The sequence below is a fragment of the Dyella sp. 05T440 genome (genome assembly GCF_056395965.1).
The window spans coordinates 1-22,375 of the sequence record NZ_JBFTKN010000018.1 but is presented as its reverse complement, the minus strand read 5'-3'; the positions used below and the strand labels follow the sequence as shown (position 1 = coordinate 22,375).

Here is a 22,375-nt window from a genome sequence, read left to right as displayed (position 1 = left end):
GCCCCTTGCTCCGCCGATCTCCCCTACAGGGTGAGTCATCCATCGGGGAGTCGGCAGCATGCGTGTCACCATTCGTTTGAAAATCATCGCGACCATGGGCCTTGCCCTGGTGCTCTCGCTCGTCGTCGGCGTGGTTGGCCTGGCTGGTGTGCGCAAGACGCATGCCATGGTCGACGACATGTATCAAAACAACGTGATGGCGATCATCACGGTCAGTGCCATGCGTGCGGCGATCGTGGATGATCGCCAGGCGCTCAATCAATCGCTGATCGATCCCTCTCGGCGGGATGCGTCGGCGCGAATCAAGCTCGGTCACGAGCGCCTGGCGGCAGCTTGGAGAACGTACTACCCAGCCATGGTTTCGAGCCCGGAGGAGAGCACCGTAGCCAAAGAGTTGGCCAGCTTGATGGCGGACGTCGGGCCTGAGGTGAGCCGCGAAGCCGAGATGCTCGATACCGGCAAGACCGATCAGGCACGCCAGCTGCATCTGGCCAAGGTGGCTGACGCCATGGGCCGAGCCACGGCACTGATCGATCGCCTGAGGATGATCAACGCGAAGCAGGCCGCTGACTCCAGGCAAGCCGCCGCGGCCAGCTTCACTCAGACCTGGCAGCTGGCGCTGGCCGTGCTGGCGATCGCTCTGGGTTTACTGGTTACTGCGGCCATCGCGCTGATACGCGCCATCTCGCGTCCACTCGAGCAAGCCCGCAAGCTGGCCAATGCGATCCAGCAAGGCAGGCTCAATAACGCGACGGTGATCGCAGGCAACGATGAATTCAGCGACACGCTGCGATCGCTTGACGCCATGGATCGCCAGCTCGCCAACATCGTCACGCAAGTGCGCGACGTCGCCGAACAGGTGACGTCCGCCGCACGCGACCTGTCGCACGGCAACGATGATTTGTCGCAGCGCACGCAGGAGCAAGCGAGCTCGCTGGAAGAAACGGCCGCATCGATGGAAGAACTGTCCAGCACGGTCAAGCAGAACGCCGAAGGCGCGAGCCGGGCGCGTGGCATGGCCATGCGCATGCGCCAGCGCGCGGACGAGGGTAGCGGCGTCGCGAATTCCGCCGTCGATGCGATGGCCGCCATCACGCAAGTCAGCAAGCAAGTGGGCGAGATCGTGGTGCTGATCGACGAGATAGCCTTCCAGACCAACCTACTGGCGCTCAATGCCGCAGTAGAAGCGGCCCGTGCCGGCGAGCAGGGCCGCGGTTTCGCCGTGGTCGCCTCGGAAGTGCGAGTGCTCGCGCAGCGCAGCGGTGCCGCGGCCAAGAACATCAAATCGCTGATCCAGGACGTCGCCGACAAGGTCGCCCAGGGCGCCACACTGGTGCAGCGCACGGGCAGCGCATTGAGCGACATCGCGGACGAAGTGCGCGAGGTGAGCGCCATCGTCGAGGTGATCGCCGCGGCCTCGGAAGAACAGTCGGCGGGCATCGGGCAGGTAAACAACGCCGTGCTCTCGCTGGACGAAGTCACCCAGCAGAACGCCGCCCTGGTGGAAGAGGCCAGTGCCGCCAGCCGCAACACGCTGGACTTGTCCCAGGTGCTGATCCATCAGGTGGCCTATTTCAGCCTGCAGGTCGCGGCGCCATGCGAGCCGGCGGCGCGACCCTCTGGCGCAAGGGCAGCCGGGACAACGATGTCCTTCAGGTCACGGAGCGCAGCGCCGGGCCTGGCTGCAGCTGATCAGGTGTGGACCGAGTTCTGAGTTCTGAACGAATCCGATGGCCGCATTCAACCCATGGGTCGCTCGCGCGTTTCAAGCATCGTTCTACTTTCAGAGCGAGGCTTACGGGGGCACGCATGCAGACCAGGGAATTCGATCGTTGGGCCAGGATCCGCGCGCAGGGACGGTTGCGGTATGTGCTGTTGAATGGGGTGCTGCTCTATGGCCTCCCCATGTTCCTGATCATGACGTACGTGATCCCGCATCCGCGCCTGACCGTTGCGCAGTCCGCCCTGCTGTGGGGCGCGCTGGCGGGCGCCGGCTATGGCCTGGGCATGTGGATCGTGCAGGAGCGTCGTTTCCGCAAGGTGGCGGGGCGGTCGTGAGCCCCGTAGGTGCCCATTCTGCCGCCCGTATTCATGCGGTGTTTTGGATTTTTGGCGCATGGTGAGATGGACTGCGGCCATGAAAGACCTGGCTGCGGTCTTCGCGTGACCCGGTTTTGTGAATAGACGTCCAAACCCGTAATTTTACGCATTGGCGCCAGCTTGACGCCTGCCGTGCATACTCCTTGAGCGAATGCGCTCGCCGTGAATGCGGCGAGTGATTGCGCACCGCTAACGAGAGGAGAACCCCATGGCAAGTACCAGCGCTCGTATCGGTCGTGGCCTGGTCGGACTGTTCGTGGTCGCGCTTTGCGGCTGCACCGGCTACGTCAAGAAAACCGACTTTGATGCCACCGTGGCAGAACTGCGCAGCAACGATCAGAAGCAACAGCAAGAGATCGATGCGATCACGCAGGAGATGCACACCAAGTTTGCGCAATACGACACCCAGATCACGGCCATGGCGGGCCGCATCAGCGTGGACACCATTGCGCACTTCGATACCAATCAGAGCACGTTGCGTGATGAGGACAAGCAACGGCTCGACGACTTTGCGAAGGTGATGCGCGATCACCACTCCAACGCGGTGATCACCGCCGAAGGCTTCGCCGACCCCGCCGGATCTGCCGGCTACAACCAGCAACTGGCGCTCAAGCGCGCGCAAGCCGTGCGCGACTACCTCGTACAGACCGGCGGCCTCAATGCCGACCAGGTGCGTGCGGTGAGCTACGGCAAGGCGAAAAACCGCCAGGTGGTGAAGGGCGCGACAGGCGACCAGGGCATGCCCAATCGCCGTGTCTCGCTGGTGACGGACTTTGCGGGGAGCGCAGGGACCACGGCGAGTACAGCGGGCACAGGAAGCAGCTAAGCCACGCGCTTTCGCGTATCTCGCATGCCAACACAACAAAGGCCGCCCGTGGGCGGCCTTTGCTTTTACCGGTCGGACCACAGGCTGGTTATTTGCCGGATGCCTTGTAGGTAAGGTCGGTGTTGTAGCTGTCCACATGCGAATTCTGTTCTTGCACGGCATCATTGAGGGACTTGCGCATGCTCTGTGCCTCGGGCTTGCCGTAGACGCTCTCGACCATGGCCCACAGCGGCGTGGCCGGTTCCTTGCCTATTTCCTCCCATGACTTGGCGGGAATCAGCACTTGGAAGTCGGGTGCATCGCCGCCCGCGTCGCGTATTTCGCCGGTGGCGTAGTAGTTCGGCCACTTCGATTTCTCTGCCGCTGCGGTGATCTTTTTCACCACGTCGATGAAGGCTTCGCGGGCTTCGTGTCCCTGTTTCAACTTGAAGCTGATCACTTCGAGATAAGGCTGGTTGATGGTCTGCCCGTTGGCCATGTGGCTAAGTTCCGGATGCACCTCCATGAAGGCGCTGATCTCGCTCTTCAGGTGAGGATTGACGCCCGTGCGGATGGCGCCGTCGCAAGCCTTCCCTGCCGCGCGCATCGCATCGAACGCGGACCACGGCACCGGGTCGGTGACATAGGAGTAGGAATACGTGTCGCCCGTTTCATGCACCCAGGCGCCCCAGTTGTATTTGAAGCCGTGCTGCGCGAGGCACTGGTTGTACGCCTTGATGCCCGCCTCATAGGCTTGCTGGTCGGCCGGCGCCACCGTGTCGGTGTAGTCGCGCACGACCATGGTCTTTGTATTGTCGGCAGCGAGTGCCGCCGTGGTGCATGAAAACAGTAGCGTGAGTGCCAGCCCGAACGTGCTGCGTTTCATCGCGTGCTCCTGTGGGGAAATCCCCGGTGGGTGTTGGATCGATCAGTCGGTAAATGGCACGGCCATGCATCGGCGCCATGGCGATGCGCGCGCAGGACATCGATGGGGAAGGGGAGTGACGCGAGCGAGCGGGTGACGAGCCACGCGAGCCTTGCAACAGGCTGCCGCTGACAACGGACGAGAACACATCGGTGGCCGGCTCCGCACAGTGTCCCAGCAGATTCGGACATCGCGTGCTGCGGCGGCTGCCGGCTCAACATCACGATGCATCTGCTTGGGTAACGCCGGGCGGCCGGTTCATGGTGGCGCGTCTGTGCGGCGCGAAAATAGGTCAAACAGCCTAGGCCGCCGCTTGGCTTCCCGCCGGAAAGCCTCGAGGGGTGCAACCTCGGCACGCAGCAAGGTCACCCACGGGTGTGGCGCTTACATCGCTGCGCTGGTTTGACGTATCAGAGGCCGGGCCGTGGCGGAATACAGTCTGCTTTTATGGATCATCCTCGGTGCCTTGGCCGGCTGCCTCGCGAGCGTGCTGGTGAAGAGCGATGGCTACGGTTTGTTTATCGACATCCTGATCGGCGTGCTGGGCGCATGCCTTGGCGGCGGGCTCGCCCATCTCGCCGGCATCAGCGTGGGCGATGGGTATATCGCATCGGTGGTGACGGCCATCCTGGGCGCCATCGCTTTGCTCTTGATGCTGCGCGTCTTCAAACAATGGATGCGTTGAGGGCGTCGTAGCGTGTCGCGCCCATAAACAACAAAGGCCGCCCTGGGGCGGCCTCTGCGTAGAACTATCGACGGGCGATCAGCGCTTCATCGAATTGAAGAACTCGTCGTTGGACTTGGTGTTCTTCATCTTGTCGAGCATGAACTCCATCGCGGCCAGCTCGTCCATCGGATGCAGCAGCTTGCGCAGGATCCAGATCTTGGAAAGCATGTCCGGTTCGATCAGCAGATCCTCGCGGCGGGTGCCGGAGCGGTTGATGTCGATGGCCGGGTACACGCGCTTCTCGGAGATGCGGCGGCTCAGGTGCACTTCCATGTTGCCGGTGCCCTTGAACTCTTCGTAGATCACCTCGTCCATCTTGCTGCCGGTGTCGGTCAGCGCGGTGGCGATGATGGTCAGGCTGCCGCCTTCTTCCACGTTGCGCGCGGCGCCAAAGAAGCGCTTGGGACGCTGCAGGGCGTTCGCGTCCACACCACCGGTGAGCACCTTGCCGGAGCTGGGCACCACGGTGTTGTAGGCACGGGCCAGGCGGGTGATCGAGTCGAGCAGGATCACCACGTCCTTCTTGTGCTCGACCAGGCGCTTGGCGCGCTCGATGACCATTTCGGCCACCTGCACGTGGCGCACGGCCGGCTCGTCGAAGGTGGAGGAGATCACTTCGGCACGCACGGTGCGGGCGATTTCCGTCACTTCTTCCGGACGCTCGTCGATCAACAGCATGATCAGGTGCGCGTCGGGATGGTTGTACGTGATGGCCTGCGCGATGTTCTGCAGCATCATCGTCTTGCCGGACTTGGGCTGCGAGACGATCAGGCCACGCTGGCCGCGGCCGATCGGGGCCACCAGGTCCAGGATGCGGCCGGTGATGTCCTCACTGGAACCGTTGCCGCGCTCAAGCTTGAAAGCCTTGCGCGGGAACAGCGGGGTGAGGTTCTCGAACAGCATCTTGTTCTTCGACGCCTCCGGCGGATCGCCGTTGATGTCGTCGACCTTGAGCATGGCGAAGTAGCGCTCGCCTTCCTTCGGGTGACGCACGCGACCGGTGATGTAGTCGCCGGTGCGCAGGTTGAAGCGGCGGATCTGGCTGGGCGACACATAGATGTCGTCCGGACCGGCGAGGTAGGACTCGTCGGCCGAGCGCAGGAAGCCGAAGCCGTCCTGCAGGATTTCCAGCACACCCTCGGCCCAGATGCCGCCGCCGGAGCGGGCATGTGCCTTGAGGATGTTGAACACCACGTCCTGCTTGCGGGCGCGCGCCACGCCTTCCTGCACGCCGAGGGACTCGGCGAATTCCAGCAGCTGCAGCGCATTCTTGCGCTTGAGCTCGGTCAGGTTGATCAGGCGGTCGTTGCTGCCGGCATCGGCGTACTCGTCGTCCACCGGCAGGCCGTTGTTGTTGCGGGCGTGCGGCTGGCCGCCACCACCACCACCACCGCCGGGGCCGCGAGGCTGGTTGCGCTCGTGCCGGCGGCGACGGCCACGACCATCACGGTCGTTGCGGTCGTTGCGGTTGTTGAAATTCGGGTTGCCGCCTTGCTGCTGACCACCTTGCTGCTGGCCGCCCTCGCGGGCTTCCTGCGGCTGGCGCTGGTTGCCGTCGCCAGGTGCCGAATCGGCAGCGGGTGCGGGAGCCGGCGGGGCATAGGCTTCGACGGCTGGCGGTGCGGCTCGCTCGATCGGCGGCAGCGGCGGCATGTCCAGCTGGGCCTGCTTCTCGGCCTTTTGGGCAGCAGCGGCGGCAGCGGACTTGCGCGGTGCGCGCGGACGGGGTTCGGCCACAGGCTTGGCGTCGGCGCTCTTGGCGTCGTTGGAATCTTTGCTTTCGATATCGGACACGGGCAAACCTCTGCGGGGCGCCGTTGAAAAAAGGAGGGAGGGTTGCGTCGCGCGGATGGCGCGGGGGACAGGACAGTCCCGACGAACGTGGATCGAATCTAGCACCCGGTCCGCGGCGGCGTAAAGCGCCGCGGCCGGTAAAGTTCAGAAAAGTTTTCTGAGTTGGCCTTATTGGCCTTGGACAAACAGGCCTTAGACGGCCTTGGCAGTCGGGGCCACGATGGCCTTGTCGATCAGCTGGGTCAGCGCGCCCTTGCTGACGGCGCCGATCTGGGTGGCTTCGACCTTGCCGTTCTTGAACACCATCAGGGTCGGGATGCCGCGGACGCCGTAGTTGCGAGGCGTCTTCTGGTTGTGGTCGATGTTGATCTTGGCGATGCGCAGCTTGCCTTCGTACTGCTTGGCCAGCTCATCCAGGATCGGCGCGATCGCCTTGCAGGGGCCGCACCATTCCGCCCAGAAGTCGAGCAGAACCGGGGTGTCGGAATTGAGCACTTCCTGCTCGAAGGCATCATCGCTTACATGGGTAATCAGGTCGCTCACCGGGGTCTCCGAAGGCTGCGGGTAGGGGCTTCACGACCGCGCGCCCAGCATCGGCTACACTGGGGTGCCCATGAAGCGCGGGGTCGTGCCGTAAGGAAGTCTGGTGCCGTTGCGGCAGGCCTCCATTCCAACGTAACTCGGGGCACGATTCAAGCGATTCAAGGGAGTCTGTAGGCCTGTTCGGTATGCTGAACGGGCTGTCCCCTCGCGGTGGACATGGATGGCTCCGTTGACATAGGTGAGAGAGATTCCTATGGCTGCCAGTGGTTTAGGCCGCCCATCCCTCTGACCTATGGCAGCGGAGCCGTCGAATACCATCGCTCCCGACGGTGTCCAGCCAGGGATACGTGTCGCCGGCACGCGCCATCCAAAAGGGATTGCGCCTGCCGCCACGTCCCGGTCGCGCCGACTATCCACCTTCCTTGTTGCGTCTCACCGGCAAGGATCCAGGCGGCTGCCCCAGGGCGCTGCCTCACTCGAGCTCCCTTTACGATGTCCCAAACTGTACTCACCGATACCTTTTTCACCAATTTCGATCTCCATCCGCTGCTCCAGCAAGGCCTCGACGAGGCGGGCTTCACCCGCTGCACGCCGATCCAGGCGCTGACCCTCCCGGTCGCGCTGACGGGTCGCGACGTCGCCGGCCAGGCGCAGACGGGCACCGGCAAGACCTGCGCGTTCCTGGTGGCGATGATGAATCGCCTGCTGACCACGCCGGCCGTGGCCGAGCGCAAGGACAGCGATCCGCGCGCCCTGGTGATCGCCCCCACCCGCGAACTCGCCATCCAGATCGAGAAGGACGCCAAGTCGATCGGCCGTTACACCGGCCTGCGCACCGCGCTGATCTACGGCGGCGTGGATTACGACAAGCAGCGCCAGCAGCTCAAGGACGGCTGCGACATCATCATCGCCACGCCGGGCCGTCTGCTGGACTATTTCAAGCAGCACGTGTTCAGCCTCGACGCCGTCGAAGTGATGGTGATCGACGAGGCGGACCGCATGTTCGACCTTGGCTTCATCAAGGACGTGCGCTTCATCTTCCGCCGCCTGCCGGCGCGCGAGCAGCGCCAGGTGCTGCTGTTCTCCGCCACGCTCAGCCATCGCGTGCTGGAGCTGGCCTACGAGCACATGCACAACGCCGAGAAGCTGGAAGTGGAGACGGAAAACGTCACCGCCGACCGCGTGCGCCAGCTGGTCTACTTCCCCGCCAAGGAAGAGAAGATGCCGCTGCTGCTCAACCTGCTCGAGCGCACCAAGGCCGAGCGCAGCATCATCTTCGTCAACACCAAGGCCGCGGCCGAGAAGATCACCGATCGTCTCAAGCGCTATGGCTACCGCGTCGGCGCGCTGTCGGGCGATGTGCCCCAGCTCAAGCGCCAGAAGCTGCTGCAGCGTTTCCAGGAAGGCCAGCTCGACATCCTGGTATGTACCGACGTTGCCGCGCGCGGCCTGCATATCCCGGCGGTCAGCCACGTCTTCAATTACGACCTGCCGCAGGACGCGGAAGACTACGTGCACCGCATCGGCCGTACCGCGCGCCTTGGCGCCGAGGGCGATGCGATCAGCTTCGCCTGCGATCTGTACGCGATGAGCCTGCCCGATATCGAAACCTATATCGGCCAGCGCATCCCGGTGGCGAACATCGAGGCAGAGCTGCTGGTGATGCCCAAGCCGCGTGAGCAGGACGCGCAGTACATGGCCGAAGTCGCTGCCGACAGCGCCGCCTTTGGCGACAAGGTCGAGCAGCGCGAGAAAGACGGCTCGCCCCGCAAGGGTCCGCGCAGCGGCGGTGGCCGTAGTGGCGATCGCCCGCGTGGCGACCGGCCGCCGCGCGAGCCGCGCAAGCCGCGCGTCGAGGCAGCCGCTGGCGAAAGCACCGAAGTCGTGGTGACCAAGCCGGCCGCGCCGGCCCCCGCCGTGGCGGAAACCGGTGAGGCTGCCGAGCGCAAGCGTCGCCGCCGTCGTGGCGGTCGCAACCGTCGTCGCGAAGGCGATGCGGTGGCTGTCGAGGGCGGCACCAACACGGCCGCCGACGGCACGCGCGCACCGCGTGGCGAGCGTCGTCCGCCGCGTGAGCGCAGCAACGGCGACAACAACCACTCGCGTCCGTCGCGCCACGTGGCCATCACGCCGAGCAAGGTGGGTGACGCGCAGGACGCGCCGAAGAAGCAGGGCTTCTTCCGCCGCCTGAGCCGTTTCTTCATCGGCCACTGATCGACTCGCTTGCCAAAGGCTGTCGCGGGCTGAACCCGCGACAGCATGGCGATACAAAGCGACTGACCTTCACGCGTGCATCCCTTATCCTTGCCGCATTCGGGATTGGGGACACGCGGTGATCCGCTTCGACCAAGTCAGCAAACGCTATGAAGGCGGCCACGAGGCCTTGTCGCAGCTCTCCTTCGAGGTGGCGACAGGCGAGATGGCCTTTATCACCGGCCATTCGGGCGCCGGCAAAAGCACCTTGCTCAAATTGCTCGGCCTGATCGAGCGGCCTTCGCACGGCGTGGTCACCCTCGATGGGCAGAACCTGGCCAAGGTCGGTCGCGCGGGCATTCCCAAGTTGCGCCGTCGCCTGGGCATGGTGTTCCAGGACCATCGCCTGCTGATGGATCGCACGGTGTTTGCCAATGTCGAGCTGCCGCTGATGATCGGCGGCATGGCGCCCCACGAACGCGGCAAGCGCGTGCGCGCCGCGCTGGAGAAGGTCGGGCTGCTCGCCTACGAACGGCAGCTGCCGGCCACGCTTTCGGCGGGCGAGCAACAGCGCGTGGGCATTGCCCGCGCCATCGTCGCCAAGCCCACCCTGCTGATCGCGGACGAACCCACCGGCAACCTCGATCCCACCCTGGCAGTGGAGATCATGGGTCTGTTCGCCGAGTTCCAGAACGTCGGCACCACCGTGGTGATCGCCAGCCACGATTTGCCACTGATCAAGCGCATGAAAAAGCGCGTGGTCGTGCTCGATCACGGTCGCCTGGTGGCCGATGTGGCCGCGCAGGAGGTGCTATGAGCAACCAGTCCGAATTTCCGATGGAAAGCCCGCTGCTTTCCGACCAGAGCCGCGGCATCCGCACCAAGGCGCGCCCGGTGGCGAGCTGGCGCGAACACCACGGCTGGAGTGCGGCGGCCAGCCTGCGTCGACTAATGTCGCGCCCGGTGGGCACCTTGCTCACCGTTGCCGTGATGGCCATTGCGCTGGCGCTGCCGCTCACCTTCTATTTGTTGCTGGGTAACCTGCAGAAGATGGGCGATGCGCTGGGCCAGAACCAGACCATCAGCGTATTCCTGCAGCCGGGGCAGAGCGTCTCCTCCGCCGACATGATGGCCAAGAAGCTGCGCGAGCGCAGCGAAGTCGCCGGCGTGAAGCTGAAGTCGCCCGACCAGGGCATGGACGAGCTGGCCAAGATGCAGGGCTTCTCCGGCGCGCTGCATACGCTGGACATCAACCCGCTGCCGTTCGTGCTGGAAGTGCAGCCCAAGGCGGGCGCGAGTGCCGACAGCGTGGATCGCCTCGTCGCCGACATGCGCGGCATGTCGGGCGTGGATCAGGTGCAGGACGGCGGCACGTGGCGGCAGCGTCTCGAAGCGCTGCTCGGCGTCGGCGAACGCATCGTGATGATTCTTGCCGGACTGCTGGCCGTGGCCGTGCTGCTGGTGGTGGGTAATACCGTGCGCGTGGATATCGCCAGCCGGCACGAGGAAATCGGCGTGTTGATGCTGGTGGGGGCGAGCCGCGCCTTCGTGCGTCGTCCGTATTTGTATGCGGGCATCTGGTACGGGCTGTTCGCCGGCGTGCTGGCGGTGGGCTTCGCCGTGCTGGTCGAGCTGGCGCTGGCCGAGCCGGTGCAGCGCCTGGGTCAGGTGTATGCCGGCAAGCTGCAGGTCGATGTGCTGCCGATATGGTTGCTGGCTGCCGTCCCGGTGGCTGCGGCCGTGCTCGGCTGGCTGGGCGCCCGCCTGGTCAGCGCCTGGCAATTGCGCAAGGCGGCATGAAGCGTGCGCCGGCTCACGCCCGGAGCAATGTTGTCATGCAAGCTTGGTGGGGATGGTGCAGCATGCCCGCTCGGGGTGACCGGGGAAGCACCGGCATGACGTCGGCGGGTACAGCTGGACACTACGTGGGTGATTGGGGATGAGCGGAAGTTTCAGCAGTCGAGTGGTGGGAACAGCGCCTAGGGTGCTGGTGGTGGATGGCTCTAAAGTCGTGCGCCAGCTGATCTCCCGCGTGCTCAAGAGCGAACTGCCCGACAGCGACGTGGTGGGTGCCGGCAGTGGCGCCGAATCCAAAGAACTGTTGGAGGCCGGTGCGTTCGACTTCATCACCATCGCGTTGCGCCTGCCCGACATGGACGGGCTGGAACTCGCCCGCCATGTGCGCGAATCCGCCGCCCAGGCTTATGTGCCCATCGTGGTCGTCTCGGGCGATGTCGACGGTCGCCTGCACAGTCGCACGCTGGGCGAGCACGTCACCGATTATTTCGACAAGTCGCTGGGGTTCCAGGCGCTGGCGGAATTCATCCGTGGCTACGTGAAGCCCGTCGATTCGGCCGAAGGCGAAGTGCTCTACGTGGAAGACAGCCGCGTGGTCGCGCTGGCGACCCGCCGCATCCTCGAAAAGCACGGCCTGACCGTCTATCACGTGGTCAGCGTCGAGGACGCCCTGGTGTTGCTGGACAAAGCCAAGGAACAGGACAAGGTCGGCGCGGACATCGTGCTCACCGACGTCAGCCTCAAGGGCGAGCTCACCGGCGGCGACCTGCTCGAGCGTATTCGCCGCGAATATCAGTACAGCAAGGGCAGGCTGCCCGTGCTGGTGATGACGGGCGACGAGAATCCGGCCAACCAGGCTGCGCTGCTGCGCGCCGGCGCCAACGATCTGGTCGAGAAGCCGATCGAGGAAAAACTGCTGATGACCAAGCTGCTGTTCCAGTTGCGTGTATCCCAGCACCTGCGCGAGCGGGGCGAGGCGGCGTGACGGAACATCCGGTAAGGCTGGAGCCGTCCTGGAAGGACCGCATCGGCGAGTATCTGGCGCGCCCGGACATGCGCGCGCTGTCCGACTTCCTGCGCAGCGAAAAGCAGGCCGGCAAGGTGATTTATCCGCCGGGTCCGGAGATTTTCGCCGCCTTCGACCACACACCATTTGATGCCACGCGCGTGGTGATCCTGGGCCAGGATCCGTACCACGGTCCGAACCAGGCGCATGGCCTGTGTTTCTCGGTACGGCCGGGCGTGGCCACGCCGCCGTCGCTGCTGAACATCTTCAAGGAGATCCAGCGCGACCTGGGTTTCCGGGCGCCTGACCACGGCTGCCTCACCCCTTGGGCCGACCGCGGCGTGCTGCTGCTCAATGCCACGCTCACCGTCCAGCAGGCCACCGCCGGCTCGCATCAGGGCAAGGGCTGGGAAGGCTTTACCGATGCGGCGATCGACGCGCTGAACCGCGAGCGGGAAGGGCTGGTCTTCATGCTGTGGGGTTCGTACGCCCAGAAAAAGGGCCAGCTGATCGACGGCAGCCGCCATTGCATTTTGCGCTCCGTGCACCCATCTCCTTTATCAGCGCATCGCGGTTTCATCGGCTGCGGGCACTTCTCGGCGGCGAACCAGTACCTGGAAAGCCGCGGCGAGCCGCCCATCGACTGGTCTTTGCCGATGCGGGCCGAACTAGCCTGAAACAGGCATTTCACGGCTGCTGAACCGCCCGATACGCATAGTGGAGCCTCCCCGGGGTGCCTGCTGGACAGGTGCCTCAAATTCCTGTACTATTGAGTACATCAAAGGTCCCGGAACCTTTCGGGGCCTTTAGCACTCGTAATACCCGAGTGCTAAGCTGATTCCCTCACAGGAGGTTCCGTCCATGTCTCAAGCTTTGGTGACCGCCAACCTGCCGGTGCCGAGTGTCGTCGGCAGCCTGGATGCTTATATCTCGGCGGTCCATCGGATTCCGGTGCTCAGCCAGGACGAGGAGCAGGCGCTGTCGCGCCGCTACAACGAACAGGAAGACCTTGAATCCGCCCGCAAACTGGTCATGTCCCACCTGCGCTTCGTGGTGCACGTGGCGCGTGGCTACAGCGGCTATGGTCTGCAGATCGCCGACCTGATCCAGGAAGGCAATATCGGCCTGATGAAGGCTGTGAAGCGATTCGACCCGGATCAGGGCGTGCGCCTGGTGAGCTTCGCCGTGCACTGGATCCGTGCCGAAATGCACGAGTTCATCCTGCGCAACTGGCGCATCGTCAAGGTCGCCACGACCAAGGCGCAGCGCAAGCTGTTCTTCAACCTGCGCAAGAGCAAGAAGCGCCTGGGCTGGATGAACGCCGAAGAAGTCCGCACGGTGGCCAAGGATCTGGGCGTGCCCGAAGCGACGGTGCGCGAGATGGAATCGCGTCTGTCGGGCCGTGACATTGGCTTCGAAGCCCCGGCGGATGCCGAGGACGATGCCAAGCCGGCACCGGAAGCGTTCCTGATCGACGATGGCGCCGACCCGTACGACAACGTGGCCGATGCCGACCAGGCCGACAACCAGCTCGACACCTTGTCGGCGGCGTTGAAGAACCTGGACGAGCGCTCGCGCGACATCATCCAGCGCCGCTGGTTGAACGAAGACAAGGCCACGCTGCAGGATCTTGCGGACGAGTACGGCGTTTCCGCCGAACGCATCCGCCAGGTCGAGGCCAACGCCATGAAGAAGATGCGCGGCCTGTTCGCGGCCTGATTCTTCTCTGTCGGCGTAAGATGACAAGCGGCCCCTCCAGGGGCCGTTTGCCTTTGCGAGGACACGGCTGTCCCCGCGTTCTCACCACCGGATCCCCGTTTGTAGTGCCGTCATGCCCCGAGTGCTGGTCATCGAAGACGACGAAACCACCGCGCGAGAAATCGTCGCGGAGTTGAGCGCGCACGGCATGTTCGCGGAATGGGTGGCCAACGGCCGCGATGGCCTGGCGCATGCGCTACAAGGCGGCTACGACCTGATCACGCTGGACCGTATGCTGCCCGGCATGGATGGCATCGACGTGGTGGCCGAATTGCGCCGTGCCGGCAGCGATGCGCCGGTGCTGATGATCAGCGCCTTGAGCGATGTCGACGAGCGCGTGCGCGGCTTGCGCGCGGGCGGCGACGACTACCTCACCAAGCCCTTCGCGCCGGATGAAATGTCGGCGCGCGCGGAAGTGCTGCTGCGCCGTCGCCAGCCGCAGTCAGTGCAGCGCCTGCGCGTGGCCGACCTGGAGCTGGATCTGGTCAGCCACGTGGCGTATCGCGGTGGCCAGCCGCTGACCCTGCTACCCACCGAATATCGCCTGCTCGAATTCCTGATGCGCAATTCCGGGCAGGTGCTGACCCGCACGATGATTTTCGAGACGGTGTGGGGTTTCCATTTCGATCCCGGCACCAATGTGATCGACGTGCATATCGCGCGTTTGCGGCGCAAGATCGACGGCGCCGGCCAACCGGCGTTGATCCACACTGTGCGCGGCACCGGCTATATGCTCGCGGCCGCCAATGAAACTGCCCCGGTGGTGTCATGAAAGCACGTCCCAACAGCTGGCATTCGACCACCTCGAGGTTGATCCTCATCTACGGCGCCTTGTTCGTCGTATGGGGCGCGGTGCTGGTCGGTGCGATCCAGTGGGAAACCACGCGCTATCTCAACAGCGTCATCGACCAGATGCTGCAGCAGCGCATGCATTACATCGCCTCGACCGATCCCGCCCGCCTCGCCACCACGGTGGATGCGGCTGCCGCGATCGACCCGCACGGCATCATGTCGGTGGGGTTGTTCGACAAGGATCACCAGCCGGTGGCGGGCAATATCGACCACCTGCCGACCTCGCTGCTGCGCGACGGACAGGTGCATCTGCTCAAGCATGGCTTGCCGCGTTCCGACCGCGATGCGGAGCGTGTGCGCGCACGTGGCCTGGCTTCGACGCTGCCCAATGGCGACATCCTCGTCATTGCCAAGGACATCAGCACCATCGACGGCATCGGCGCGATCGTTCGACGTGCGCTGCTTTGGGGCATCTCACTGACCATCATTCCCGGCCTGCTCGGCGGTTTCCTGTTGCGTCGCGGTCCGGAGAAGCGCATCCGCGCGCTGCAGGATGCAACCGATCCCATCCGGCAAGGTGATCTTTCCAAGCGCCTGCCGATCAGTCGGCGCGGCGACGAGCTCGACCAGCTGGCGGGCATCGTCAACACGATGCTGGGCGAGATCGAGCGCTTGATGAATGAAGTGAAGGGCGTCTGCGACAACATCGCGCACGACCTGCGCACGCCGCTGACGCGCTTGCGCGCACGCCTGTATCGCACGCAGCAGCAACTTGATGGGGAGCCCGAATCGGCCCTGGTGGAATCGTGCATCGTCGATATCGACGAGGTGCTGACGCGGTTCCGCGCGCTGCTGCGTGTGTCCGAACTCGAAGACCGTCATCGCGCCGCTTGCTTCGACGAAGTGGACGTGGGGCAGGTGCTGCGTCAGGTGCACGAGTTCTACGCGCCTGTCGCCGAGGATCGTGGCCAGACCTTCGAGGTCGACATCCAGTCGCTGCAGCCCGTGCGCGCCGATGCGCATCTGCTGTTCGAAGCGCTGGCGAACCTGGTGGGCAATGCCATCAAGTTCACCCCGGCGGGCGGCAAGGTGAGCCTGCGCGCCAGCATGGACAAGCGTGGCCCGCGCGTGGACGTGATCGACAGCGGCCCGGGTATTCCGGCCGACGAGCGCGACGCGGTGACGCGTCGCTTCTACCGCGGCGACAACAGTCGCACTACCGGCGGCTCGGGCCTGGGGCTCAGCATCGTCAGCGCCATCGTGCGTCTGCACGGCTATGCGCTCGACATCGGCGATGCCAGCAGCAACGGTGCGCGACTGACTTTGTATTGCTACGCACTCGCGCCGGACGAAAAAGTCGGCACCTGCCTGTCCCGCTCCGTGCCGGAAGTCACGCCGATGACGGCCTGAGGGCCGATCGGCCAGATGAAGATAGTTTCATCTGCGTGCGCAATGCAGGCGCCACGTAGAACATGAAATTATCTTCATCCTCCATGCTCTATTGAGAGTTTTCGCTGCATGCGAAAATTTGCCGCGACGCATCATTTCGCGCACGGAAATCCCCCGCATGCTTGGCATCGTCCGGATCGCGCTCACGCGGCCCTACACATTCATCGTTTTCGCCCTGACCATCCTCATCTTTGGTGTGATGTCGGCGGCACGAACGCCCACCGACATCTTTCCGGAAATCAATATTCCGGTGATCGCCGTGTCCTGGCAGTTCACCGGCATGACGCCCGACCAGATGTCCGGCCGCATGAACACGCCGTTCGAGCGCGTGCTCACCACGACCGTCAACGACATCGAGCACATCGAGTCGGAGTCGATCAATGGCATGGGCATCACCAAGATCTTCTTTCAGCCGGGCGTGAACATCGCCACGGCCAATGCCCAGGTGACGGCGATTGCGCAGACGATCCTGAAGCAGATGCCCGCCGGCGCCACGCCGCCGCTGATCGTGAACTACAACGCGTCCACGGTGCCGATCCTGCAGGTGGCGCTATCCGGCAAGGGCCTGTCCGAGCAGCAGCTGGGCGACCTTGGCTTGAACCAGTTGCGTCCGCAGCTGGTGACGGTGCCGGGCGCGGCGATTCCCTATCCGTTCGGCGGCAAGACGCGCCAGGTGCAGCTGGACGTGGATCCGGCGGCGCTGCAGGCGCGCGGCCTGTCCACCCAGGACGTGGCGAACGCGCTGGCCAACCAGCAGCAGATCAGCCCGATCGGCACGCAGAAGATCGGCAAGTACGAATACGTGATGGAGCTGAACAACGCCGCCACCCACGTGGACGAACTGGAAGACCTGCCGGTCAAGATGGTCAACGGTACGACGATCTATGTGCGCGACGTTGCCCATGTGCGCGACGGTGCCCCGCCGCAGACGAACATCGTGCACGTGGATGGCGTGCGCTCGACGATGCTGTCGATCCTGAAGAACGGCTCCACCTCCACCCTCGCCATCGTGGCGGGCGCGCGCCAGAAGCTGGTGGAGATGAAGGATTCGCTGCCGGACAACCTGACCATCAAGCCGATCGGCGATCAGTCGGTGTTCGTGCGCGCCTCCATCGATGGCGTGGTCCGCGAAGGCATCATTGCCGCGGCGCTGACCAGCTTGATGATCCTGTTGTTCCTGGGCAGCTGGCGCTCGACCCTGATCATCACCACGTCGATTCCGCTGGCGGTGCTGGGCTCGGTGTTCACGCTGTCGGCGATCGGCCAGACGCTCAACATCATGACGCTGGGCGGCCTGGCGCTGGCGGTGGGCATCCTGGTGGACGAAGCCACGGTGACCATCGAGAACATCAACTGGCACCTGGAGCAGGGCAAGGACGTCATCACCGCGATCGTGGATGGTTCGGCGCAGATCATCGTGCCGGCATTCGTCTCGCTGTGCTGCATCTGCATCGTGTTCGTGCCGATGTTCTTCCTGCCGGGCGTGGCGCGCTATCTGTTCGTGCCGATGGCGGAGGCGGTGATCTTCGCGATGATCTTCTCCTTCATCCTGTCGCGTACGCTCGTGCTGACCATGGCGAAGTACCTGTTGCAGGCGCATCCGGCGACGGTGGACGAGCACGGCCAGCATATCGAGCAGCCGGCGCCGAAGACGGTGCTCGGCCGCTTCCAGCAGGGCTTCGTCAATCGCTTTGAGAAATTCCGTGCCGGTTATAGCGGCGTGCTGCATCTGGCGCTGGAAAACCGCAAGGTGTTCGTGATCGGCTTCCTCGCCTTCGTGCTGTTGTCGTTCGCGCTGTTGCCGGGGCTGGGCAGCAACTTCTTCCCCGATGTCGATGGCGGCCAGATCCTGGTGCATGCACGCGTCCCTGTGGGCACGCGTGTGGAGACGACGGCGGCGGAATTTGCGGATATCCAGAAGGCCATTCGTCAGGTGATACCGCCGGACGAACTGGACGCGATGATCGACAACATCGGCCAGTACTCCAGCTCGATCAACACGATCTACAACAATACCGGCGAAGTGGGTGAGTCCGACGGCGATATCCAGATCTCGCTGAAGGAAGGTCATCACCCAAGCGCGGAGTACGTGAAGGTCCTGCGCGAAAGGCTGCCGCGGTTGTTCCCGGGCACCACGTTCTCGTTCCCGCCGGCGGACATCGTCAGCCAGATCCTGAACTTCGGTTCGCCCGCGCCGATCGATCTGCAGATCCGCGGCAGGAGCCTGGAGAAGGACTTCGCGTACGCCAACATCCTGCTCAACAAGCTGCGCCAGATTCCCGGCGTGGTCGATGCACGCCTGCAGCAGTCGCAGGCGCAGCCGGCGTTCCGCATCGACGTGGACCGCACGCGTGCACAGTTGCTGGGCCTGACCGAAGGCGACGTGACCAACAGCCTGATCGCCGACCTTTCCGGTACGGCGCAGGTGGCGCCGACGTATTGGTTGAATCCGGACAACAACGTCACCTATCCGATCTCCGCCCAGGTGCCGCAGTACCAGCTGGACTCGCTGGCGCAGCTGAGCAATCTGCCGATCACCGCCAAGAGTGGCGGCAATCCGCAGGTGCTGGGCGCACTGGCCGACATCACGCGCACGCATCGCAACACCATCGTGAGCCAGTACAACATCCAGTCGATGGTGGAGATCTATACGGCCATCCAGGGCCGTGATCTTGGCGCGGTAGCCGGTGATATCCAGAAGGTGCTGGACGACACCAAGAAAGACCTGCCCAAGGGCGCGAACGTGGCGCTGCTGGGCCAGGTGCAGACCATGCACGACGCCTATTTCGGCCTGTTGTTTGGCCTGCTGGGTTCGGCGGTGCTGGTGTATCTGCTGATCGTGGTGAACTTCCAGTCCTGGACCGATCCGTTCGTGATCATCACTGCCTTGCCTGCGGCGCTCGCCGGCATCGTATGGATGCTGTTCGTCACGCACACCACGTTGTCGGTGCCGGCACTCACGGGCGCCATCATGTGCATGGGTGTGGCGACCGCCAACTCGGTGCTGGTGGTGAGTTTCTGCCGCGAGCGCCTGGCCATCCACGGCGACGCCACGCTGGCGGCGCGCGAGGCAGGCTTCGTGCGCTTCCGTCCGGTGCTGATGACCGCGCTGGCCATGATCATCGGCATGGTGCCGATGGCGCTTGGCCTGGGCGACGGCGGTGAGCAGAACGCACCGCTGGGTCGCGCCGTGATCGGTGGCCTGCTGTTTGCGACCACCGCCACGCTGATCTTCGTTCCCGTCGTTTTCTCCATTGTGCATGCGCGTTACAAGCACGCGCCTGACGCTGATTCGGCTGACCATGCCGGAGTACCCGCCCATGTCTGAACATACCCAGCTTCCTGAGGTCCACTTGTCGCCGCGTCGTCTGCGACTGGCCGCCGTGATCGCTGCCGTCGTCTTCGGCTCGATCGTGGTGATCGGCGTGACCACCCGCATCGTGCAGGCGCGCAACCTGCACCAGTGGACCGACGAACAGGCCATCCCCACCGTCGTCATCTCCGAACCCGAATCCGCCAACGGCTCCTCGCCGCTGGAACTGCCCGCGCAGATGGATGCGTTCACCAACGCTCCGATCTTCGCGCGCACCAGCGGTTACCTGAAGTCGTGGGACAAGGACATCGGCGCGCAGGTGAAGGCGGGCGATGTGCTCGGGGTCATCGATACGCCCGATCTCGACCAGCAACTGCTGCAGGGTCTGGCCGACCTGGCCAGTGCCAAGGCCAATGCCGCGCTCGCCGGCACCACGGCGAAACGCTGGCAGGTACTGCGCCAGACCGATCCCGATTCGGTCTCGCAGCAGTCGGTCGACCAGTTCAACGGCGATCTCGCCGCCAAGCAGGCACTGGCCAATTCGGCGCAGGCCAACGTCGATCGACTGAAGGCGCTGAAGTCGTACGCCAGGCTGGTGGCTCCGTTTGATGGCCGCGTGACCGCCCGCAACACCGACGTGGGCGCGCTGATCACCGCTGACACCAGCGGTACCGGCACGCCGCTGTTCACCGTCTCCGACACCAGCAAGCTGCGCGTGTATGTGCGCGTGCCGCAGGTGTATGCACCGGCCATCCATCGCGGCGACGAAGCCACGCTGAGCGTGCCGGAGTATCCGGGCAAGTCGTTCACCGCCAAGGTGGAAGCGGACGCCCGCTCGATCACGCCGACCTCGGGCACCACCCTGGTGCAGCTGCTGGTCGACAACCCCGACGGCAAGCTGCTGCCGAGCAGCTATGCGAGCGTGAGCTTCAAGATCGGTTCGGGCGCACTGGGTCTGCGCGTGCCGGCCGAAGCGCTGATCTTCGACGACAAGGGCCTGCATGTCGCCACGCTGGACGCGAGCGATCACGTGCACTTCAAGAAGGTCACCATCCGCCGCGACTACGGCAAGACCATCGAAGTGGGCTCGGGCCTGGTCGGCAATGACCGCGTGATCATCAACCCGCCGGACGGCCTGGCCGATGGCGACGAAGTGCGCATTGCGAAGAACCCGCAGGCGGGCAAGCCTCATGACAAAGCGTAAGTACATCGCCACGAAACTCGCCGTGACGGTGGCGGCTACGTTGGTGCTGGGCGCCTGTTCGATGGCGCCGACGTACAAGACACCGGACGCACCGGTGGCCGATCAGTATCAGCAGCAAAACGGCCCGTGGACGCCGGCACAGCCGGCCGACCAGTTGCCGCGCGAAGGCTGGTGGAAGCTGTACGGCGACGATCGCCTCAACGGGCTCGAGGACCAGCTGATTGCGCACAATGCCGATCTTGCCGCGGCGCTGGCCAGTTATCGGCAGTCGCGCGACGTGCTGGCCCAGGTGCGTGCTGACCTGTTTCCGCAGATTTCCGCGGGCGCGGGTGCGACCCGCAATCGCCAGTCGCTCAACTCGCCGCTGCACGGCACGACGTCGCCCGAGTACTACAACCTGAATTCGGTCCAGCTGCAGGCCTCGTACGAAGTGGACCTGTGGGGCCGCGTACGCGACAACGTGGCAGCCGGACGCGCAGAAGTGCAGGCATCGGCAGCCGATCTCGCCTCGACTCGCCTCAGCCTTGAAGCGACGCTGGCCGATACCTATCTGCAGCTGTTGGGCGCCGATCGCCAGATCGACCTGTTGCAGAGTACGGTGGACGCCTATCAACGCGCGCTGCAGCTAACGACCACGCTGCACGCTGGCGGCGCGGTCTCCGGACTCGACGTGGATCGCGCGCAGACGCAGCTGTCGTCCACCAAATCCGCGCTCTCGCAGGCCAAGGCGCAGCGTGAGGTGTTGCAGCACGCGATTGCCGTGTTGGTGGGGCAGTCGGCGTCGACCTTTGCAATCGATGCGAAGACCGATCTGCCGGCTCTGCCAACGGTCCCGGTCGGCATACCGTCGACGCTGTTGCAGCGTCGTCCGGACATCGCCGCGGCCGAACGCCGTACGGCGGAGGCGAACTCGCAGATCGGCGTGGCGCGTTCGGCGTTCTTCCCGTCGCTGACCTTGAGCGCGGCCGGCGGCTATTCCAGCGGCGCCTGGGGCAACCTGCTCAATGCGCCGAGCCAGATGTGGGCGTTGGGTCCGAACCTGTTGCTGAGCGTGTTCGATGGTGGCCTACGTCGCGCCAAGGTGGCGCAGGCGCACGCGGCGTTTGACGAAGCCAGTGCGCAGTATCGCGGTACCGTGTTGGCTGCCTTCCAGCAGGTGGAGGACAACCAGTCGTTGATCAATAACTTCGGCAATGCCTTGGTGGATCAGAACGATGCGACCAATGCCGCGGACAAGACGCTGAAGCTTTCCACTGCGTTGTACAAGCAGGGGGCCAATAGTTATCTCGACGTGGTGACGGCGCAGGTGGATGCGCTCAATGCGCATCTGAGTTTGTTATCGCTGCAGACGAATCAGCTGCGGGCGAGCGTGCAGTTGGTGCGGGCGTTGGGTGGTGGCTGGACGAGCGATGACATCACGCCGGATCATCTGACCGCGGATGCGAAGGCGCAGGGCCTGAAGTGATTCTTCAGGCTTGATTCGACGATTCGGTGTGGGTGATTTTTTGCTCGTCATCCCGGCGCAGGCCGGAGGCGCTTTTCAACAGCCGCATGGCTGGTCATCCAGGGCCTCGGTTTCTGGTTGTCGCGTTGCGGCCAGGGTGCCGCCTACGCGGCGGGCGTTTCGAACGGCTGCCGCCGCTCGAGTCACTTTTCTTTTGCTGGCCCAAAAGAAAAGTAACCCAAAGAAAATGGCCTGATAACGCCCGCAGCATCGTGCTGGGATAAGCCCGATCGCTCGAGGCGCGTCTGGCGGGACAACCTCCGAGGGTACACAGCGGGTACTTCCAAGCGCTGCGCAACGCGCCCGAATCGCTGAGGACTTAGAGCGGGGCCTCGCTGCGCATTGGCTTCGGGCATCGCCCCCTCCTTTGCCGCGCCTGCCGCTTGTCTGTGGGAGCGCACCCTGTGCGCGACAAACCTACGGAGCGGTACACCGCAGCGTGGCTGTCGCGCACAGGGTGCGCTT

At 64.3% G+C, this 22,375-nt stretch carries 18 protein-coding genes; 15 read left to right on the top strand and 3 right to left on the bottom strand.

Translation table 11 applies throughout. The annotated features are described in order from the left end of the window. Positions 1-58 precede the first annotated feature (58 nt). The 3 genes from AC1DE1_RS18825 to AC1DE1_RS18815 all read left to right on the top strand — a co-directional run bounded on the left by AC1DE1_RS18825 (position 59) and on the right by AC1DE1_RS18815 (position 2,926). Entirely contained in the window at positions 59-1,714 is a 1,656-nt protein-coding gene (locus AC1DE1_RS18825) for a methyl-accepting chemotaxis protein (RefSeq protein WP_477176871.1), read from the top strand. Between the two features lie 95 nt (positions 1,715-1,809). After that, on the top strand, positions 1,810-2,058 hold the full coding sequence (locus tag AC1DE1_RS18820; RefSeq protein ID WP_441605011.1) for a hypothetical protein: 249 nt from the start codon (positions 1,810-1,812) through the stop codon (positions 2,056-2,058). Between the two features lie 250 nt (positions 2,059-2,308). Beyond that, positions 2,309-2,926, top strand: a complete 618-nt coding sequence (locus AC1DE1_RS18815; protein ID WP_441605010.1) for an OmpA family protein — start codon at positions 2,309-2,311, stop codon at positions 2,924-2,926. Positions 2,927-3,014: 88 nt separating this feature from the next. Here AC1DE1_RS18815 and AC1DE1_RS18810 read toward each other — a convergent pair whose 3' ends face one another. Further along, positions 3,015-3,791: a hypothetical protein gene (locus AC1DE1_RS18810; RefSeq protein WP_477176872.1), complete on the bottom strand. Its 777-nt coding sequence runs from the start codon at positions 3,789-3,791 to the stop codon at positions 3,015-3,017. A 463-nt stretch (positions 3,792-4,254) separates the two neighbouring features. Here AC1DE1_RS18810 and AC1DE1_RS18805 point away from each other — a divergent pair, with 463 nt between their 5' ends. Then, complete coding sequence (locus tag AC1DE1_RS18805; RefSeq protein ID WP_441605008.1) at positions 4,255-4,515, top strand: GlsB/YeaQ/YmgE family stress response membrane protein; 261 nt, start codon at positions 4,255-4,257, stop codon at positions 4,513-4,515. 78 nt (positions 4,516-4,593) lie between these two features. Here AC1DE1_RS18805 and rho read toward each other — a convergent pair whose 3' ends face one another. Together rho and trxA are read right to left on the bottom strand one after the other, a co-directional pair. Next, positions 4,594-6,351: a transcription termination factor Rho gene (rho, locus tag AC1DE1_RS18800; protein ID WP_477176873.1), complete on the bottom strand. Its 1,758-nt coding sequence runs from the start codon at positions 6,349-6,351 to the stop codon at positions 4,594-4,596. A gap of 192 nt (positions 6,352-6,543) precedes the next feature. Beyond that, complete coding sequence (gene trxA, locus AC1DE1_RS18795) at positions 6,544-6,894, bottom strand: thioredoxin TrxA (RefSeq protein ID WP_121883921.1); 351 nt, start codon at positions 6,892-6,894, stop codon at positions 6,544-6,546. Between the two features lie 492 nt (positions 6,895-7,386). Here trxA and AC1DE1_RS18790 point away from each other — a divergent pair, with 492 nt between their 5' ends. From AC1DE1_RS18790 to AC1DE1_RS18740, 11 genes are all read left to right on the top strand, one after another. Beyond that, the gene (locus AC1DE1_RS18790) at positions 7,387-9,108 is read left to right on the top strand and encodes a DEAD/DEAH box helicase (protein WP_477176874.1); all 1,722 of its coding nucleotides are present in this window, start codon (positions 7,387-7,389) and stop codon (positions 9,106-9,108) included. A 118-nt stretch (positions 9,109-9,226) separates the two neighbouring features. Then, positions 9,227-9,904, top strand: a complete 678-nt coding sequence (ftsE, locus tag AC1DE1_RS18785; protein ID WP_441605005.1) for a cell division ATP-binding protein FtsE — start codon at positions 9,227-9,229, stop codon at positions 9,902-9,904. Continuing rightward, positions 9,901-10,887, top strand: coding sequence for a permease-like cell division protein FtsX (gene ftsX, locus AC1DE1_RS18780; RefSeq protein ID WP_477176875.1), 987 nt, complete (start codon positions 9,901-9,903; stop codon positions 10,885-10,887). The genes ftsE and ftsX overlap by 4 nt, the downstream gene beginning before the upstream one ends. A 139-nt stretch (positions 10,888-11,026) precedes the next feature. Continuing rightward, complete coding sequence (locus tag AC1DE1_RS18775; protein WP_477176876.1) at positions 11,027-11,869, top strand: response regulator; 843 nt, start codon at positions 11,027-11,029, stop codon at positions 11,867-11,869. After that, the gene (gene ung / locus AC1DE1_RS18770; protein ID WP_477176877.1) at positions 11,866-12,567 is read left to right on the top strand and encodes a uracil-DNA glycosylase; all 702 of its coding nucleotides are present in this window, start codon (positions 11,866-11,868) and stop codon (positions 12,565-12,567) included. Before AC1DE1_RS18775 ends, ung begins: the two co-directional genes overlap by 4 nt. 184 nt (positions 12,568-12,751) lie before the next feature. Further along, complete coding sequence (gene rpoH, locus AC1DE1_RS18765) at positions 12,752-13,609, top strand: RNA polymerase sigma factor RpoH (RefSeq protein ID WP_046971328.1); 858 nt, start codon at positions 12,752-12,754, stop codon at positions 13,607-13,609. A 112-nt stretch (positions 13,610-13,721) separates the two neighbouring features. Then, entirely contained in the window at positions 13,722-14,420 is a 699-nt protein-coding gene (locus AC1DE1_RS18760; protein ID WP_441605001.1) for a response regulator transcription factor, read from the top strand. After that, complete coding sequence (locus AC1DE1_RS18755; RefSeq protein ID WP_441605000.1) at positions 14,417-15,850, top strand: sensor histidine kinase; 1,434 nt, start codon at positions 14,417-14,419, stop codon at positions 15,848-15,850. Before AC1DE1_RS18760 ends, AC1DE1_RS18755 begins: the two co-directional genes overlap by 4 nt. A gap of 157 nt (positions 15,851-16,007) precedes the next feature. Next, positions 16,008-19,217, top strand: coding sequence for an efflux RND transporter permease subunit (locus tag AC1DE1_RS18750; protein WP_477179259.1), 3,210 nt, complete (start codon positions 16,008-16,010; stop codon positions 19,215-19,217). Beyond that, positions 19,210-20,406, top strand: a complete 1,197-nt coding sequence (locus tag AC1DE1_RS18745) for an efflux RND transporter periplasmic adaptor subunit (protein WP_441604998.1) — start codon at positions 19,210-19,212, stop codon at positions 20,404-20,406. Before AC1DE1_RS18750 ends, AC1DE1_RS18745 begins: the two co-directional genes overlap by 8 nt. After that, entirely contained in the window at positions 20,393-21,871 is a 1,479-nt protein-coding gene (locus tag AC1DE1_RS18740; RefSeq protein ID WP_477176880.1) for an efflux transporter outer membrane subunit, read from the top strand. The genes AC1DE1_RS18745 and AC1DE1_RS18740 overlap by 14 nt, the downstream gene beginning before the upstream one ends. Positions 21,872-22,375 lie beyond the last annotated feature (504 nt).

Excerpts from the sequence above, each read along its gene's own strand:
- AC1DE1_RS18825 (WP_477176871.1), top strand. The coding sequence starts at position 59 with ATGCGTGTCACCATTCGTTTGAAAATCATCGCGACCATGGGCCTTGCC.
- AC1DE1_RS18820 (WP_441605011.1), top strand. The coding sequence starts at position 1,810 with ATGCAGACCAGGGAATTCGATCGTTGGGCCAGGATCCGCGCGCAGGGA.
- AC1DE1_RS18815 (WP_441605010.1), top strand. The coding sequence starts at position 2,309 with ATGGCAAGTACCAGCGCTCGTATCGGTCGTGGCCTGGTCGGACTGTTC.
- AC1DE1_RS18810 (WP_477176872.1), bottom strand. The coding sequence starts at position 3,791 with ATGAAACGCAGCACGTTCGGGCTGGCACTCACGCTACTGTTTTCATGC.
- AC1DE1_RS18790 (WP_477176874.1), top strand. The coding sequence starts at position 7,387 with ATGTCCCAAACTGTACTCACCGATACCTTTTTCACCAATTTCGATCTC.
- ftsX (WP_477176875.1), top strand. The coding sequence starts at position 9,901 with ATGAGCAACCAGTCCGAATTTCCGATGGAAAGCCCGCTGCTTTCCGAC.
- AC1DE1_RS18775 (WP_477176876.1), top strand. The coding sequence starts at position 11,027 with ATGAGCGGAAGTTTCAGCAGTCGAGTGGTGGGAACAGCGCCTAGGGTG.
- rpoH (WP_046971328.1), top strand. The coding sequence starts at position 12,752 with ATGTCTCAAGCTTTGGTGACCGCCAACCTGCCGGTGCCGAGTGTCGTC.
- AC1DE1_RS18760 (WP_441605001.1), top strand. The coding sequence starts at position 13,722 with ATGCCCCGAGTGCTGGTCATCGAAGACGACGAAACCACCGCGCGAGAA.
- AC1DE1_RS18755 (WP_441605000.1), top strand. The coding sequence starts at position 14,417 with ATGAAAGCACGTCCCAACAGCTGGCATTCGACCACCTCGAGGTTGATC.
- AC1DE1_RS18750 (WP_477179259.1), top strand. The coding sequence starts at position 16,008 with ATGCTTGGCATCGTCCGGATCGCGCTCACGCGGCCCTACACATTCATC.
- AC1DE1_RS18745 (WP_441604998.1), top strand. The coding sequence starts at position 19,210 with ATGTCTGAACATACCCAGCTTCCTGAGGTCCACTTGTCGCCGCGTCGT.
- AC1DE1_RS18740 (WP_477176880.1), top strand. The coding sequence starts at position 20,393 with ATGACAAAGCGTAAGTACATCGCCACGAAACTCGCCGTGACGGTGGCG.